At 64.3% G+C, this 16,110-nt stretch carries 14 protein-coding genes; 4 read left to right on the top strand and 10 right to left on the bottom strand.

What is annotated here, in order from left to right; all coding sequences use genetic code 11:
• Positions 1-207: 207 nt before the first annotated feature.
• The 5 genes from I6F28_RS21755 to I6F28_RS21775 are packed head-to-tail and all read right to left on the bottom strand — an operon-like array spanning position 208 to position 5,498.
• Complete coding sequence (locus tag I6F28_RS21755; RefSeq protein WP_036026436.1) at positions 208-1,443, bottom strand: efflux RND transporter periplasmic adaptor subunit; 1,236 nt, start codon at positions 1,441-1,443, stop codon at positions 208-210.
• A gap of 2 nt (positions 1,444-1,445) precedes the next feature.
• Positions 1,446-3,809, bottom strand: coding sequence for an ABC transporter permease (locus I6F28_RS21760; RefSeq protein WP_036014194.1), 2,364 nt, complete (start codon positions 3,807-3,809; stop codon positions 1,446-1,448).
• Between the two features lie 4 nt (positions 3,810-3,813).
• Positions 3,814-4,521, bottom strand: coding sequence for an ABC transporter ATP-binding protein (locus I6F28_RS21765; protein WP_036026433.1), 708 nt, complete (start codon positions 4,519-4,521; stop codon positions 3,814-3,816).
• Positions 4,522-4,569: 48 nt separating this feature from the next.
• A complete protein-coding gene (locus I6F28_RS21770) occupies positions 4,570-5,244 on the bottom strand; it encodes a methyltransferase family protein (protein ID WP_036014198.1) in 675 nt (224 codons plus the stop codon).
• The gene (locus I6F28_RS21775; protein WP_036014201.1) at positions 5,244-5,498 is read right to left on the bottom strand and encodes a DUF2933 domain-containing protein; all 255 of its coding nucleotides are present in this window, start codon (positions 5,496-5,498) and stop codon (positions 5,244-5,246) included. Before I6F28_RS21775 ends, I6F28_RS21770 begins: the two co-directional genes overlap by 1 nt.
• Before the next feature lie 181 nt (positions 5,499-5,679).
• On the opposite strand from I6F28_RS21775, the gene I6F28_RS21780 reads away from it, so the two are divergent.
• Positions 5,680-5,925, top strand: coding sequence for a hypothetical protein (locus I6F28_RS21780; protein WP_036014203.1), 246 nt, complete (start codon positions 5,680-5,682; stop codon positions 5,923-5,925).
• A 147-nt stretch (positions 5,926-6,072) separates the two neighbouring features.
• Here I6F28_RS21780 and I6F28_RS21785 read toward each other — a convergent pair whose 3' ends face one another.
• The 3 genes from I6F28_RS21785 to I6F28_RS21795 all read right to left on the bottom strand — a co-directional run bounded on the left by I6F28_RS21785 (position 6,073) and on the right by I6F28_RS21795 (position 9,204).
• The gene (locus I6F28_RS21785) at positions 6,073-6,486 is read right to left on the bottom strand and encodes an SRPBCC family protein (protein WP_036014235.1); all 414 of its coding nucleotides are present in this window, start codon (positions 6,484-6,486) and stop codon (positions 6,073-6,075) included.
• Positions 6,487-6,916: 430 nt separating this feature from the next.
• Entirely contained in the window at positions 6,917-7,870 is a 954-nt protein-coding gene (locus I6F28_RS21790; RefSeq protein WP_225140988.1) for a tetratricopeptide repeat protein, read from the bottom strand.
• Between the two features lie 143 nt (positions 7,871-8,013).
• On the bottom strand, positions 8,014-9,204 hold the full coding sequence (locus tag I6F28_RS21795; protein ID WP_225140990.1) for a serine hydrolase domain-containing protein: 1,191 nt from the start codon (positions 9,202-9,204) through the stop codon (positions 8,014-8,016).
• A gap of 305 nt (positions 9,205-9,509) precedes the next feature.
• Between I6F28_RS21795 and I6F28_RS21800 the strand changes: the two genes are divergently transcribed.
• The 3 genes from I6F28_RS21800 (at position 9,510) to I6F28_RS21810 (ending at position 12,408) form a co-directional block, all read left to right on the top strand.
• Positions 9,510-10,730, top strand: a complete 1,221-nt coding sequence (locus I6F28_RS21800; protein ID WP_036026423.1) for an MFS transporter — start codon at positions 9,510-9,512, stop codon at positions 10,728-10,730.
• A gap of 190 nt (positions 10,731-10,920) precedes the next feature.
• Positions 10,921-11,868, top strand: coding sequence for an ABC transporter substrate-binding protein (locus I6F28_RS21805; protein WP_225140992.1), 948 nt, complete (start codon positions 10,921-10,923; stop codon positions 11,866-11,868).
• Positions 11,869-12,006: 138 nt separating this feature from the next.
• The gene (locus I6F28_RS21810; RefSeq protein WP_225140994.1) at positions 12,007-12,408 is read left to right on the top strand and encodes a GNAT family N-acetyltransferase; all 402 of its coding nucleotides are present in this window, start codon (positions 12,007-12,009) and stop codon (positions 12,406-12,408) included.
• Positions 12,409-13,297: 889 nt separating this feature from the next.
• Here I6F28_RS21810 and I6F28_RS21815 read toward each other — a convergent pair.
• Both I6F28_RS21815 and I6F28_RS21820 read right to left on the bottom strand, forming a co-directional pair.
• Entirely contained in the window at positions 13,298-13,462 is a 165-nt protein-coding gene (locus I6F28_RS21815) for a helix-turn-helix domain-containing protein (protein ID WP_162130849.1), read from the bottom strand.
• A 246-nt stretch (positions 13,463-13,708) separates the two neighbouring features.
• Positions 13,709-15,874, bottom strand: a complete 2,166-nt coding sequence (locus I6F28_RS21820) for an EAL domain-containing protein (RefSeq protein ID WP_225127047.1) — start codon at positions 15,872-15,874, stop codon at positions 13,709-13,711.
• Positions 15,875-16,110 lie beyond the last annotated feature (236 nt).

The raw sequence follows: 16,110 nt of genomic DNA on the forward strand, positions 1-16,110 counted from the left end.
GAGGCTCAGGACGGGCCAGCCGGGTCGCCGTGGCCGGCAAACAGGCGCTCTCCCGACGGCAAACAAAAAAGTGCGAAAACAACCCCATGCACAGTAGCCGCCCTCTTGGCGGCATTGTGCTTTTTCGATTTTACGAAGTCGGTTTGACCCGTCGGGCAAAACAGGGGTATGGTGGCATCATCGAACGCTTGCCTCTCAGCCGTGTATCTATTCCTCGCCCCTCTTCGCGATCCTGATGCCCTCGATGATCCGGTCGCTCGGGTGCAACACGACGCGATCACCTGCAGCTAGTCCGGAGAGAACTTCGGCCACGCGGTTATTCCGGTGGCCGATGCGGACCGGGACAGTTCTTGCACGGCCGTTCTCGTCGGCGAAAACCGCCCATTGGTCGCCTTTTCGGAACAAAGCGCTCACCGGCACGGTCAGCGACTCGGTCGCGCTCCATGTCGTCACGTGAACGATAACACGATAGTCGTGCCCGAGCGTGCCCCACTTCTCGGGCGGGTCGGTGAAATCGATGGTCACGCGGACCCGCTGCTCCTCGGTGCCGAGTGCGGAGACTTTCAGGAAACCGGCCGGGTCGACCCGGACCACCTTTCCCGCGATGGGCTGACCGCCCCAGCCATCGATCCGGACCGGCGCGCCGACCTTGATCTGGACCGCGTCAGTCGAGAGCAGGTCGGCCACGACCTCGAGATCGAACGGGTCGCCGATATCAACCAGCGGCGTCCCGGGCAGAACCGTCGTCTCGCTGTCCTGGATGATCTTCAATACCCGTCCGCTTGTCGGCGCCAGCACACGGATGCAGCAGGTCGGCTCCGCGGGAGGGATAGCGCTTGCCGGGTCCATCAGCCGGGCCGCCAGGCTGGTCCGCACTGCGCGGCGCATCTCGACCTGGGCCTTGGCACCTCTCAGGGCGGCCTCGTTGGTGGCGACCTCGAATTTCGCCTTGTCGTAGGCCTGGGCCGAGGTGGATTGCGTCCGCAACAGCGTCTGCACCCGCTGGAACTCGGTCCGCGAAAAATCCAGCGCGGCTTCGATCCGCTGCACTTCAGCTTCCTGCTGCTGGATCGCGGCGTCTGCGGCCAGGACCTCCGCCTGCAGCTGATCGCGCGATCGCGCATCGATGAAGCCGGGCAGCGTCGGTTGCATCAGGGCGACGGTCTGGTTAGCGACGACGTCGTCGCCGACATGGAGCGAAGGCCCCTGCTCGCCGAGCGGATGCGAGATTCTCAAGACCTTGCCCGCGATCGGCGCCGACACCGTGTAGACGTGGCGCACGCGGGTCTTGCCGTCGTCGTCCGCCGTGACCTCGATCGGCCCCTTCGCGACGGTCGCGAGATCGACCAGAACCGGTCGGGGCCAGGCGAACCAAGCGAGCCCTGCGAGGATCGCAGCAGCGAGCGCGGCGCCGATGATGCGTTTGGTCCAGTTGGCGGGCATGGCTAATCTCGCGTCTTGAGGACCGCAACAAGGTCCAATCTGTCGATGCGTTCTCGGATCACAGCGGCGGAAACGATGGCGGCCAGCACCACGACGGACGTGGCGATCACGTAAGTCGAGTGCTCGACGACGAGGCGGACGCGCATCAACTCGCCGGCAAGGTTCGTTTTCATTACCCAGGCGAGGCCGTAGCCCATCAGCCAACCGGGCGGTTGGGCGATCAGGGTGAGGATGGCGAGCTCAAGCAGCAGGATGCGCAGCACCTCGCCGCGCGTGAAGCCGAGCACGCGCAGGCTGGCCAGTTCGCGCGCCCGTTCGGACAGCGAAATGCGCGCATTGTTGTAGACGACGCCGAACGCGATCACGCCGGCAAGGCCCGTGTAGATACTCGCCATCGTGGTGACGAGCAGCGCGACGGTCTTGCGGAAGTTCGCCAGCGAAACGCGCTGCAGCGCCACGCCGCCGACCGTCGGTATGGACTTCACCGCCGTGTAGAAGTCCTCCGTCCGGTTCTCGTCGAGGCTGAGATTGACGCTAGTGACGACGGGCGCCTCGCGCATCAGCTTGTGCAACGCCTCGATCTCCATCATGCCCCTAATCCCGAAGTAGTCCTCGACGGTCGCGACGACCGGCACCGTCACGGATCGCCTGGCGCCCTCCAACAGATCGACCTCGACGCTATCGCCTGGTCCGACGCCGAGGATATGCGCGAGCATGCCGGAGATGGCGAGGCCCGTCTCCGGCAGGATGACCGGCCGAAGCTCGACGTCGATGATGCGCCTGAGGTGGGCAGCAGCCGGTCGGCCGCTGATGACGATGCGCCGTTCGACGTTGCCGTGGCGGATCCGGACCGGCACCTCGCGGAACGGCTCGGCGGCGAGAACGCCCGGAAGCCGGCTCACCTGCTCCACGACATTTGCGATCCGCTTCTCGGCAAAGCCGATGGTTGCGTCCTGCCGGTCGGCGAGGAAGTAGGTCACATCGGTCAGATGCTCCATGCTGTCCCGCGTGAACAGCGAGACGACTAGGATCGCGGTGGCCAGCGCCATGCCGAGCGCCGTGAAGAAGGCCCGTACCGGATGCCGGGCGATGTTGCGGATCATCATCAGCGTCGGCTGCGACACGATCCGGTCGAGCTGGATGCGCGCCGAAAGCAGCCGGCGATAGACCGGCGGGGCCGGCGCCTGCATGGCGACGGCCGGGGGCAGCTTCACCACCTCGCGCAACGCACGGAATGCGCCGATCGCCGCAGCCGCCGCGCTAAGCGCACCTGCCGTGAGATAAACGTCCGGTGCCTTCGCGAACACCAGGAACGGAAAGTGGAAGAAGTCGCCGAACAGCGCGGTGACGTGCAAACCGAGCCAGGTGCCCACGATGCCGCCCAACACGATGCCGACCACGACGATGAAGGCAACGAACTTGAAATAGTGCAGCACGATGCTGCCGTCTGAATAACCCAGCGCCTTCAGCAGGCCGATCTGCTCGCGCTCGAGCGCGACCAGCCGGGTCAAGGTGAGATTGACGAGGAAGGCCGCGACCAGCAGGAAGATCGGCGGCAACGTGCGGCTCATGTTGTTGAGCATGTCGAGTTCATGATCGAGCCAGGCGTGCGAGGTCTGGTCCTTGCGGCCATGCGCCGCCTGCCCGCCATAAGGATCGAGCAGGGCGTCCAGTCGCCGGACCACATCGCGCTCGGAGGCGCCGGGCTGCAGCTTGACCGCGACCGCCGAGAAGGCGCCGTCGAGATCGTAGGCAGCGCTAAGCACCTTCTCCGACATCCAGACGATGGCATAGCGGCGATCGTCCGGCATCAGGTCGCCCGGTCCGACCGTGTAAACGAACTCGGGCGACAGCGCGATGCCGACGATGACGAGCTCGCGCTTCCTGCCGTTGAGGATGGCGGAGAACCGCGCCCCCTCGGCGAAACCGTGCGCCCGAGCGAACGGCTCGTTGACGACGACCTCTTCGGTCCGTCCCGGCGCCGGGAACCGCCCGGAGCGCATGTAGAGCCGGTTGAGATGCTGCTCACCCGTGTCGGCCAGCGAAACGAACTGCGCGCTGGCCGGCGCGGAGAAACCGGGAATGTCGAGTAGCGCCGGCTTGGCGATACGGGTGTCGATGGCGGCGACTCCTGGGATCTCGCCGATCCTGTCGGTGAGCGCCTTCGGTGCCCGCTTCGCCTGCGCGAACACATCGGCAAAGCCGTAACGCTCGTAATAAGCGATCCGGGTCTCCTCCAGCGATCGGTGCGAGCCCACCGCGAGCACCAGCGTCGCAACCCCGCCGCCGACGACCAGCGCGACCGCGAGCACCTGCGCCCAGAGCCGTCTGACGTCACGAAGCAGCTTGATGTCTAGCACCTTCATGTCGTCACCAGGTGAGCTCGGCGGCCTCCCGCCGGGCCTCGTTGGTCCGGATGCGGGAGATGCGACCGTCGGCGAAGAACAGCACTCGGTCGGCGACCTCCTGGATGCTGGCGTTGTGGGTGATGATGACTGTAGTGGTCCCGAGCTGCCGGTTGACGCCAAGCAGCGCCTCGATGACGCGGATGCCGGTCTTCGAATCCAACGCCCCGGTCGGCTCGTCGCAGAGCAGCACCGCCGGCCGCTTCGCGATCGCGCGGGCGATGGCGACGCGCTGCTGCTCGCCGCCGGAGAGCTGGGCGGGAAAGTGATGCATCCTCGCTTCGAGTCCGACCAGCGCGAGGGCGTCGGCCGGCCGCATCGGATTCTTGGCGACTTCGGTGACCAGCGCGACGTTTTCGTAGGCCGTGAGGCTGGGCACCAGATTGTAGAACTGGAAGACGAAGCCGACGTGATCGCGGCGGTACTTCGTGAGTTCGCGGTCCTCCAGGTCCGTTAGGTCCAGATCGCGGAAGAACAGCCGGCCGCTGGTCGGACGGTCGAGGCCGCCCATGATGTTGAGCAACGTCGTCTTGCCGCTGCCGGAGGGGCCGAGCAGCACGACCACTTCCTTCTCGGGAATGTCGAGGTCGACCTCGTTGAGGGCATGCACCATCACCTCGCCGGAGACATAGATCTTAGTCAGCGCCTTTGCGGTGAAGACGGGAACGCTCATTGACGTCCTTTAAAGCTAGCGCCGTTTGCAGGCATCTCCTCGCGAAGGTCAGCCGTGACGATAGCCGCCAGAAGAGCTATGACCGGATCGCCGGTTGAGATGGGGAATGAAGGCCGGCACCTGCGCGGCATACCGGGCATAGGCCTCGCCGAACTCGCTCCGGGCCTCACGCTCCTCGTCCCTGGCGAGCTTCACGTACATGACGGTCAACACCGGAAACATCGCCAAGGTCAGAATCGTCGGCCATTGCAACAGGAAGCCGAACATCACCAGCACGAAGCCGACATATTGCGGATGCCGGACGTAGCTGTAAGGACCGGTGGTGGCGAGGCTCCGGGTCTGCTGCGCCTCGTACAGCGTCCTCCAGGCGAGGGAGATCAGGATGAACCCGGCGCCGATGAAGATGAAGCTGACGACATGGAACGGCCCCGTGTGGGGATTGGTCTTCCAGCCGAACATCATCTCGAGCAGATGACCGGCGTCGTGCGAGAACCAGTCGACGTTCGGGTAGCGCGACTGCAGCCAACCCGACAGGAAATAGATGGTGAGCGGAAAACCGTACATCTCCGCGAACAGCGCCACCAGGAACGCGCTGAAGGCGCCGAAGGAGCGCCAGTCGCGCGAGGTCTGCGGCTTGAAGAAGCTGTAGGAAAACAGGATGAACACCGCCGAGTTGACGGTGACGAGGCTCCAGAGGCCGTAAGCAGGCGGAATGTCGTGCATCACGCGCTCCTCGAATCGTTTGGCCGGCCGCCACCGTGACGGTGACCATGGTCGCCATGCATGAAGAAATGCATCAGCGGACAGGCAAGGAGCGGCAGCCAGACCAGGAGCCCCAGCACGTGAGCCCTGTGCTCGCTGAACAGCAGCACGCCGGCGATGGCCAGGAATCCGATCAGGACCAGGCCAGCCTTGGCTCTCATGGACATGCCCGCGGCATGCCGCTGTCGATAAGCGGAATGATCCTGCACCGGCATGGGCGCGCTCCTCTCGATCCCCGCAGCATAGTAGCACCGCCACCATCGCTTTTGACGCAGATCAAAGGCTCGCGGGAGCTGAGCGCGCGAGACAATTAGCAACCGATCGTACCTTGAGATTCGTCAAGACCGACGTTGCGCCGATGCGTATCGTGGACCTTCGCAACCTGGAGGACCGAACATGATCACCAAGACGCTTCTCGCCACAATCGGCATTGTTTCCCTGCTGGCCGTACCCGCCACGGCTCAATCCACCGACAAGGAAAAGAACGGCCATCACTACAGCGGCGGACCCAAGACAGAAGTTCCGCACCACATGGGCAAGAAAGAAAAGACCGGCACCTCTGCCAACGCTCAATCAGGCGGTCATCACTACACGGGCGGCCCCGGCACGTCGTCGCCTCATCACATGGGCAACAAGAAATAGTTCGACCTTAGCGGCACGCGAAGGCAAGAAGAAGATGCGGCAATTCGGCAAGGTCGACATGCCGCAGGAAGCTTCATGGCCGCGCTGAAGCATGGCACCTGCATCGCAGCGTGTGCGATGCAGGCATCCACGTTCGCTGCTAATCGATCACGATTTCCCCTTTGCCTCGACGTATCGCGCAAAATTGTCGAGGATCGCCTGCCAGCCGCCCTGCTGCTGCTCGACCGAGTGCGTGGTTTCGGCGTCGAAGACGACACGCACGACAACGCCGTTCGGGCCGGGCACGAACTCGACTTCGGCCTTTCGATCGCCGAACGCATATTCGATCCGCTTGTGCTCGACGATCTTGGTGTAGGTGCCGGCGAAGTCGAAGCCCATGCTGCCGTCCTTGGCCTCCATCCGCGACGAGAAGACGCCGCCTTCCCGCAGGTCGACCGTCGCCTTGGTCGTATGCCAGTCGTCGGACGCGGCATTCCACTTCACGATGTCGGCTGGCGTCGTATAGGCACGCCAGACCTGATCGATCGGGGCGGCGACGCTGGTTTCGACGGTGATCCTCATGGGCATTGCTCCAGTTGCGACTTTGACGCTCGAATTGACGGAATTCTCGCCACGTGTGCCGGGTCCATTTCCAGCACGTCCGGGACGTGTCGACCCGAGGACGATCGAGACCGGCCCATGCCGACATGGTCCGGCGTCAATGTGCCAAAAAAGTTGGAGAAGTTGTGGTGTGGGCAAGCGAAGTGTGCCTGCGCGCACGCCTCGTCCTTCGAGACGGCGCTGACGCGTCTCCTCAGGATGAGGCTCATTGGGCGTCGGTGCCTGTTGAAACTGCTGCCGCGGACTCCGCCCTCATCCTGTGAGGAGACTGCTCAAGCGGGCGTCTCGAAGGATGGCCGCAGGGAAAAACTCTCTAATGCGATAGCCCTGCCCGCCAGCTTCGCTCTTCGGGCTGCGGCGGACAGATCGCACTACCGTCCCGCGCTGGTCTTCAGATCGGCCTGGTCTTCCCTCGAATGGCCATCGACCGTTTCAGGACCTGCTGGGCATCGGCATAGCGGCCTTGATACTTGTAGAGACCGGCGAGGTTTTCCAGAACGCCGGCGAGATCCGGATGGTCAGGGCCGAGGGTTTTCTCGAAAGTGGCCGCCGACCGCTTGAACAGCCGCTCGGCCTCCGCGTTACGGCCCTGACGCCCATAGAGCGCAGCCAGATTGTTCTGTGCCTGCGCGATGTCGGGATGATCCGGGCCGAACGCCTTCTCGGTCACCGCCATCGACCGCTTCAGCAGGCGCTCGGCATCGGCATAGCGATGGCGATTGATATAGGCGTCGGCCAGATTGTTCATCAGCACCGTCGCTTCGGGGTCGTTGGGACCGAGCGCCTTCTGCAGCACGGCGAGGCCTCGCTTGAACAGCGGTATGGCCTCATCGTATCGGCCTTGATGGCTGTAGACGGCGCCCAGATTGCTCAACGCCATCACGATCGATGGATCACCGCTTTTCTCGTGAATGGCGATCGACCGCTTGAGCACCGGCTCCGCTTCGGCGTAACGCTCTTCCGCACGGTAGAGGTCGCCGAGATTGTTCAGCACCATCGCGACTTCGGAGTGATTCGGGCCGAGCGTCTTCTCGTCAATGGCCAGCGCGCGCTTGTACAGCGGTTCGGCAACGGCGTATTGGCCGAGATTATAATGGATCGTGCCGAGGTCGTTCAGCGGCATCGCGACGTGCGCATCATCGGGGCCGAACTCCTTCTCGCGAAGGGCCAGCGACTTCTGGGCCATAGGCAGTGCTTCCATGTACTTCCCGGCCCGATAAAGCTGCTTCATCTGCCGGGCCAGCGTGCCCGCCTCGTCCTCTTCGGCATGGGACGGCACGCCGAACGACAGACTCAAGGCAAGCGCAGCAACTGCAACGCAGATCGATGCTGTCAAGGTCCTCATCGCGCCTTCCCTCGTCGCGGCTATTGGGACTTACGCGCCATTGGTGCTCCCGGAAGCCGGACAGGTTCAATGCAACCGCGGCTTTCCGACGCGACCGACCGCGCCTGCGTGGCTATATGCCATTGGCAGGCATCAGCAATTGATCATTGCCCGAGCTGCTGCAGCACAGCAGACCATAACGCAAGCGGCTCCCGGAGCGCGCCAGGCTCGGACGGCTTCTGACGAACGGCCGTGTGCACCATGACGAGCTTGGACGCGGGATCAACCAGGATGAGCTGACCGCGAATGCCGATGAGGGCAAATCGGCGCTGCTCGCCGGGGAGGAGCCACACCTGATAGCCGTAGCCGAAATAGCGCGTGGCCACGCGCGGAGCGAGATGACCGTCCTCTGGCCTGACGGTCGTGGCATCCAGCAGCCACTGCCGGGGGATCAGCTGCCGGCCTTCCCAGGCGCCGTCATGGGCGAGCAACCGGGCCAGGCGCGCATAATCGCGCAAGGTTGCGTTGAAGCAGCAATAGGCGATCTCCTGCCCGGTGCCGTCGATCACCCAGGAGGCGTCCGCCTCGGTGCCGATGGGGTCCCAGATCCGGTCGTGGAGATAGTCAGCGACCGGCGTGCCCGTGGCGGCGCGCAGGACCAAGCCGAGTATCTCCGTTTCAACGCTGGCATAGTGGAATTTGGTGCCTGGCGGCGCGGTCCGCGTGTTGAACTGCGCGACGATGGCGGCGGGATCTTTCGGCGGGCCGGCGAACAAGGCCCGCCCAAGCCGGGCGATGTCGTCGTTCCCGTCATAGACTTCCGAGAATTCGACGCCTGACGACATGTTCAACAAGGCGCGGATGGACGTGTCGCCATATTCCGTGCCTGCAAGGCCGCCGACATAGGTCGAGACAAGGTCGTCGATCGACTTGATCCGTCCCTCCGAGACCGCGATCCCGACCAGCGTGGCCACCAGCGTCTTCGCCATGGACTGCGAGACAAAGCGGTGATGGTCGGTCCGCGCATATTGGTAGTGCTCGTACAGGATGGTGTCGTCCCTGGCGATCAGCAGTCCCGTCACCGGGTTGCGCTTGAGGTAGTCGGCGATGCCGAGCTTTTCGGTGCCAAAACTGTAGGTGACCTGTGGCTCCGGCGCGCGCTTGAATTGCCAGGGCGTCGTCGCGCGAGCGACCCGGCGCGAGGGATAGATCTCGCCGAAATGGCTGTAGCTGCCGACGAGCTTGTCGAGCGGGGGAGCGGCTCCGCGCGTGCCGACCGGATAGCCCTCAGCCGCACCGTAGAGCTCGGCATCGGGACCGCTCTCCGAAAAGACCGGTCCCGGCGCGGCGGGCACGCTTCGGACGTCCTGCGCGCATGCGAGCGGCGCCGAGAGCGCAGAGGCAAAAATGACGGGCAGGAAAAGCCGGCGGCACCCACGCGGCCTAAACGACGCTCCCCAGTTCATTGCACTTGCCTCCCCGCACGTTGGTGGGTGTGCGCTTCACGAGAACAACGTCGCAGGCTGGTGACGCGCGGCATGCTATCATTGCGGGCGGGCCGTGTCAGCCTGCGGTGGCAACCCGCCTTGCTCTCGCCCCGCGGATCAGTCACCATCCCTGCCGCGCACCATCAACAAGAGCAAAAGCGCCAAGGAAACGCATGAGCAAGCCGTCACGTTTCGACTATGGCTGGGTCGTTGTCGCCGCGGGCGCGCTGATGACCTGCATCGGGTTCGGCACGATGCTGTCGCTGGCGGTGTTCCTGCAGCCGATCTCGGAGGCGATGGGCTGGTCGCGCGCCGGGGTGTCGGCTGCCGCGACGCTGGATTTCCTCTTTATGGGATTCGCCGCATTCCTATGGGGCACGCTGTCGGACCGGTTCGGCACCCGCATCGTGGTGCTCTCGGGAAGCGTTCTGCTGGGACTAGGTCTCGTCACAGCGAGCCAGGCAGCAAGCCTGTGGCAATTCCAGCTTTGCTTCGGCGTGCTGATCGGGATCGCCGTGGGCAGCTTCTACGCACCGATGATGGCGCTCGCGAGCGCCTGGATCGAAAAGAACCGCAGCCTCGCCGTGGCGCTGGTCTCGGCCGGCATGGGCGTGTCGCCGGTGACGGTCGCGCCGGCCGCGAGCTGGCTGATCACGGCCTATGATTGGCGCACCGCGATGCTGACGATCGGCATCGCTTCGTGGGCGCTGTTGATCCCCGCCTGCTTCCTGGTACGTCCGGCGCCGCCAGCCGCTGGCTCCGCAACGACGGACGCGGCGCCAGAGGTCGAGATGGGCGCGGCGCAGGCGCTGCGCACGCCGCAATTCATCGCGCTCGCAGCGGCGCATTTCGCCTGCTGCGCGGCGCATTCCGGCCCGATCTTCCACATGGTGTCCTATGCGATGGTCTGCGGCATCGCTCCGCTCACGGCAGTGACGGTCTATAGCGTCGCCGGCGTCTCAGGCCTCGGCGGACGCCTGCTGCTGGGCGCGCTGGCCGATCGCATCGGGGCGAAACCGGTCCTTGTCGGCGGGCTGTTCGTGCAGGCGATGTGCATCGCGACCTATCTGGCCGTGGCGCAGCTCGGCGAGTTCTACGCGCTCTCGGTCGTGTTCGGCCTCGCCTATGGTGGGGTGATGCCGCTCTATGCGGTGCTGGTCCGCGAGTTCTTCGGCGCGCGCATTATGGGCACGGTGTTCGGTGCCGTGTCGGCCTTCGCCAGCCTCGGCATGGCGCTCGGGCCCTGGGCCGGCGGGATCGTGTTCGACACGTTCCAGCAATACACCTGGCTGCACGCTGGCTCCTTCGCGATCGGGCTTGCGGCGGTCGCGGTGGCGCTGAGTTTTCCGACGCGGCGCAGGCCATCGCTCGATCTTAGCCGCGCGACGGCGTGACACCGGACAGTGGCGAATACCGGATCTGACTTTGCATAAATGTAAGTTTGATGGATTTCGCCTCCCTCGGTCATCCTACTTCCTGCCTTCTGGCACCGATTATCTTCGTGTACCATTGCCCTTGTGATCAGATCGTTCTGGCATCGCGAGAGGCCAAATGAGGCGGCGGACGTTTCTGAGCTTCTTGGGAATGACGGCGATATCGGCGCGCGAAGCCTTGGCCCAAAAGCGCGTTCCGGTCGTGGGATTCGTCGGATTTGCCACGCCGGAAATCGACAATGCGGTGCTCGTTCCGTTCCGGAAGGCGCTGGCCGAGCTGGGTTACGTGGAGGGCCGCACCATCGTCATCGAGGCCCACTCGACGGCCGGCGATGTGTCGCGGGGCCTTGCATTGATCGACGACCTCGTGGCCAGACAGGTGGACGTGCTGCTTTCGCCCGGCCCGGCCGCAGCACGCGCGATCATCAGGAAAACCAATATTCCCGTCGTCGCCGTGGCGCTGCCTGCGGTGCAAAGCGACCCTGAATTGTTTCAGAGCCTCGCGCGGCCGGGCGGCAGTCTCACCGGCTTCGCCGCGTTCGGCGAGGAGATGTCGGCCAAGCGCATCGAGATGATCCGGGAGATCCTGCCCTCGCTGAAGCGGATCGGCGTCTTGAACAATGCGACGGACCCGACCTTCAGCGCCTGGGGCGCGCAAACCATCGAGGAAGCACGACGCGCCGGGCTGGAACCGGTGCGCCTCGGACTGACGAGCGCGTCGCCGGCGGCGGTTGCCGAGCAATTCAACGTGCTCGCGGGCGCCGGCGGCAACGCCGTGATTGTCATTCGCGACTACATGACCGCCGCGATGCAGGACGCAATTTGCCGTATCGGCATCGACATGAAGATCGCCGTCATCGGCCAGCAGAAGGAGTTCGCGCATGCCGGCGCTCTGATCAGCTATGGCGCCGACATCAGCGACCTGTTTCGTCGCGCCGCGGGCTATGTTGATCTGATCCTGAAGGGACAAAAGCCGGCAAATATGCCAATCCAGCTGCCAACCAAATTCGAACTGGCCGTCAATCTCAAGACCGCGCGGGCGCTTGGCGTGACGATCCCGCCCACCATCCTCGTGCTGACGGACGACGTGATCGAGTGACGGGTCGTTGAAAATCCGCCGATTGCCGCGCCGTGAGGCGGGCTCAAATCCAGTCATTCGCGAAGCTTCGGCGGAGCAGTTCATGGAATGCAGCATCCGGCCCGCGCTCGACGATGACGCCGCGGCCATCAGGTCATCTTGCGTGCGCTGCGCGAAACGAATGCGAAGGACTATACGGCGGAGATCATCGCGCGGATCGAGCCCAGCTTCGGCCCGGATGCCGTGCGCCGGCTGATCGGGCAGCGTACCGTTTTCGTCGCCACGATCGGCGGCCGCCTGGTCGGAACGGCAAGCCTCGACGGAAGCGTCGTCCGCACAGTCTTCGTTGCTCCGGACGTTCAGGCCCGCGGGATCGGCAAGCTGCTGATGGCCGAGATCGAGCGCACAGCGCGCGAGCGGAACATTTCGTCCTTGACGGTCCCTTCATCGGTCACTGCAGAGACCTTCTATGCGCGACTGGGGTTCAATGCCGTGCGCGACAGCTATTATGGGGACGAACGCACGATCATCATGGAGCGGGTGCTCATCGAGCGGACCTAGACCTGGTCCACACCATGGCAATCGCCGCGGAGAGCCCGACGCGTGGTGGTAGTTCGAGCTCTTGCGGAACCCATCGCCGACGGACGGGCGCGAGTATCTCGCCGTTCTTGCCAGTTTTGATTAGTAAGCACGAAGCCTGATGGTCCGGTCTCGATCTACCGATACGAGCTGAATTGCGCCAGTTGTGTTCGATGCGCGATTTGTAGCCGGAACGAAAGTCGAGTCGCGCTTCGAAAAGTGGAAATTAGTTTTGCGACATAATCGTAATGACTCCGACGCAAAAAAAGAAAATAGGGTGCAATCAACAAGAATATAATGGGAGGAGCAGATGGATACTGCGGGTCGCCTGCGCGCGATGGCATTATTGTGCCGTCAGACAGCCGCGCGTCATCCGGATCGAGGTTGGAAACTACTCGCGGAAGCTGAATATTGGGAGCACTTGGCCAATGATGCGCCGCTCGAGCATGTCGACCATTGCTCGGTTCGCTCACCGCTTCACCGTGAGCACGCTATGATACAATCGGCCACGGCCGACGCGAGGTGAGAGCGAAACAGAATAATTTGTTAGCTTCTGTGTGCCTAACCTGAAGAGTGCCGCCCACCGCCGATGCGGCACATTGGAATGGGAATGCCGGCCCCGGCTGTTACCCCATCCTGCGGCTGGGGCCGTTTTGAACTTTCGCAGCATCGTTCAAACCCGATCCATGCTCAGAAGCATCGCTATAGCGCTCTTCGGAAAAGGCATCTTGTCTCGGCTCGATCGAGCGCTCTCCCATGGTCGCAATACTGAGGCTGCGCTCAGCCTTGTGCGGGACATCGGCCGAGGCTTCGGGCTGTAGGGCGCCGTCCACGCGCCTCGTCGATCAGGCAGCGCCTGCCCTACCGGCGACTATTTCTTCAACAATATTCCTTTCGCTCGCGCCATTCGCCTGACTGATCCGGCGTGGCGGCCCAGTTCGGCGGCAATCTTCGATACCCCAATGCCCTGCCGGGCCAGCGTGACCAGCCGTCGAACCTCCTGCTCGGCCCATTGCTTCGGCTTCGGTGTCTTCATGGTGCGACCCCACGACCGCACGACTTAACGACGGCAGCTGACGGTCCGCACTTGGGAAATTTACGGGTGGCGCGCCCGGGCCATTATCCGTCCGAACCTCCAAACGGAAATTGACCGACGCCGCGCTGTCATGCGCCCCGGCCTTTGGCCTCGTTGTTGAGGCAGATCAAGGCTGCTGGCGCCGGGCAAGGCGGGAGAGGCCGATGGGCGAAGCGGTGCGTTCTTAGATATCGTGGAGGCGAGCGGTCACGCCACCAGCGCGGCGTCCTCGTTGCGGTCGATGCCGCGCTGTGCGGCCAGCAGGCTGACGATCTCCGCATTCGGCCGGGCCTTGCTGAACAGGAAGCCCTGGCCCTCATGGCAGCCTTCGGCGCGGAGGCAGCTGAGCTCGGCTTCGGTCTCGACGCCTTCGGCGGTGATGGTGACGCCAAGGCCCTTGCCGAGGCTGACGATCGAGCGGATGATCGCCTGGGCCTCGCGGTTGGCCGCGAGATCGCGCACGAAGGACTGGTCGATCTTGATCTTGTCGAACGGGAAGCTGCGTAGGTAGCTGAGGCTGGAATAGCCGGTGCCGAAATCGTCCATGGAGATGCGCACGCCGAGCGCGCGCAGCGCATGCAGTGTCGCCAGCACCTGCGCGCTCTTCTCCAGGAGCAGCGTCTCGGTGATCTCGAGCTCGAGCCGCCGCGGCGCCAGGCCGGAATGTTTCAGCGCGTCAGTAACCATCGAGAGCAGATTGCCGCTGCGGAACTGGAGTGGCGACAGGTTGACCGCGACGCGGACGTCGTCGGGCCAGGCCGCGGCGTCGAGGCAGGCCCGGCGCAGCATCAGCCCGCCGAGCGGATTGATCAGGCCGGTGTCTTCGGCGACCGGAATGAACTCGGCCGGCGACACCATGCCGCGCTCGGCATGCAGCCAGCGCACCAGCGCCTCGAAGCCGGTGATGCGGCCGCTCGCGAGGTCGATCAGCGGCTGGTAGTACGGCCGCAGCACGTCATTCTGGATCGCATCGCGCAGCTCGACCTCGATCTTGCGGCGGCTCTGCGCCTTCGCATCGAGCGCGGCCTCGAAGAAGGCGAAGCTGCCACGCGCATCCAGCTTGGCGCGCGACAGCGCCATGTCGGCGCTCTTGAGCAGCTTTTCGGAATCCTCGCCGTCGCCCGGCGCCATCGCAATGCCGATCGAGGCACCGATCACCACGGAATGACCGTCGAGCAGATAGGGATCGGCAATGGCCGCCAGGAGGCGTTTTGCGAGACCCACCGCATCTTCCGGCCGAGCCAATCCGCTCTGCAGAACCGCGAACTCGTCGGAGTTGAGGCGGGCCAGCCCATCCTCGTCACGCAAGGTGGAGCGTAGTCGCTTGGCGACGCCGCGCAGCAGCTTGTCGCCGACCGCATGCCCCAGCGTGTCGTTGACCGCCTTGAAATTGTCGAGCCCTAGTATCAGCAGCGCGACCTTCTCGGAGCCGCGGCGCGTGTGCAGCAGCATCTCGTCCATCTGCTGCCGCAGCAGGTTGCGATTGGGCAGACCGGTCAGCCCGTCATGCTGGGCCATGAAGGCGAGTCGCGCCTCCGCGCGCTTGCGCTCGGTGATGTCCATCAGCGCGAGCAGCACCGCGGGCCGCTCGGCATAAGTCAATTCGCGGGAATAGATCGCAAGGTCGATCAGCGCGCCGTCGGCCTTGACGTGCTTCCAGGTGCGGCCGGCCTGATCCTCGCCGGTCCCATCGACGGTCCAGGGCGGCACGCTTTCGAACGCCTGCAAGGACCGGATCTTCAATCGCTCGAACTCGGTGCGGCTGTAGCCATAATGCGCGACCGCGGCATCGTTGACGCCGAGGATGCGCTCGTCGTCCAGCGCGCAGACGATCATGGGCACGGGATTGCCGTCGAACAGCAGGCGGAACGAGGCCTCGCGCTGCTTGAGCTCGGTGATGTCGACGCGCAGGCCGACGACGCCGCCGTCATCGGTCAAGCGCTCGTCGATCAGGATGACGCGGCCGTCCGACAGCTTCTGCTCGTGGCGCGCGCCGGGCTTGTAGAGCTTTTGCAGGCGCTCGGCGATCCAGGCTTCTTCATTGCCGATGGCCTCGGGATAGTCGCCGCGGGCGACGCCGATACGCAGCGTGTCCTCGAGCCGCGCGCCTTCCTCGAACAGATCGGCGGTCTTGCTGTAGATCTCGGCGTATTTCTTGTTCCAGAGGACGTAGCGGCCTTCGGCGTCGAGAAACACGATGCCCTGCGGCAGGATGTCGATGGCCTGGCGCAGGCGCTCATGGGATTTGCGCGCCTCCGCGATCGCGGCTTCCGCCTCGGCACGGCTGCGCAGGATTTCGTCGTGTTCGGAAAGGGCACGGTGCGCGCGCGCAAAGCGCGGCTTGCGCGCCTTTTGGCCGGCGCGGGCAAGCACGCTTTGCTTTCGCTTTCTTGTTCTTCGAGACCCCAAACTCAACTTCACTCGTCCCAGTCGCGTCCAGCGGCCGCAAGTTTTGAGGCAAGTGTCTGAAAAAAAAGTAATCTTAGCCAGCCGCGGTCCGCGCGCGGCGCGCTTACTGCCTGTTTGCGCGGCGTGGCGGGCGGCGGCAGGCGCCATCAGACTGAGTGCGGCGCCGCAATCAATGAGCGATCTGGCGCAAAATTGCGCGC

The organism is Bradyrhizobium sp. NBAIM14, from assembly GCF_020193895.1.
Taxonomy (GTDB): Bacteria; Pseudomonadota; Alphaproteobacteria; order Rhizobiales; family Xanthobacteraceae; genus Bradyrhizobium; species Bradyrhizobium yuanmingense.

Bases quoted from the DNA above. Each gene is read 5' to 3' on its own strand.
- I6F28_RS21785 (WP_036014235.1), bottom strand. From the start codon at position 6,486: ATGAGGATCACCGTCGAAACCAGCGTCGCCGCCCCGATCGATCAGGTC.
- I6F28_RS21815 (WP_162130849.1), bottom strand. From the start codon at position 13,462: ATGAAGACACCGAAGCCGAAGCAATGGGCCGAGCAGGAGGTTCGACGG.
- I6F28_RS21755 (WP_036026436.1), bottom strand. From the start codon at position 1,443: ATGCCCGCCAACTGGACCAAACGCATCATCGGCGCCGCGCTCGCTGCT.
- I6F28_RS21770 (WP_036014198.1), bottom strand. From the start codon at position 5,244: ATGCACGACATTCCGCCTGCTTACGGCCTCTGGAGCCTCGTCACCGTC.
- I6F28_RS21790 (WP_225140988.1), bottom strand. From the start codon at position 7,870: ATGAGGACCTTGACAGCATCGATCTGCGTTGCAGTTGCTGCGCTTGCC.
- I6F28_RS21775 (WP_036014201.1), bottom strand. From the start codon at position 5,498: ATGCCGGTGCAGGATCATTCCGCTTATCGACAGCGGCATGCCGCGGGC.
- I6F28_RS21765 (WP_036026433.1), bottom strand. From the start codon at position 4,521: ATGAGCGTTCCCGTCTTCACCGCAAAGGCGCTGACTAAGATCTATGTC.
- I6F28_RS21805 (WP_225140992.1), top strand. From the start codon at position 10,921: ATGACGGCGATATCGGCGCGCGAAGCCTTGGCCCAAAAGCGCGTTCCG.
- I6F28_RS21800 (WP_036026423.1), top strand. From the start codon at position 9,510: ATGAGCAAGCCGTCACGTTTCGACTATGGCTGGGTCGTTGTCGCCGCG.
- I6F28_RS21780 (WP_036014203.1), top strand. From the start codon at position 5,680: ATGATCACCAAGACGCTTCTCGCCACAATCGGCATTGTTTCCCTGCTG.
- I6F28_RS21760 (WP_036014194.1), bottom strand. From the start codon at position 3,809: ATGAAGGTGCTAGACATCAAGCTGCTTCGTGACGTCAGACGGCTCTGG.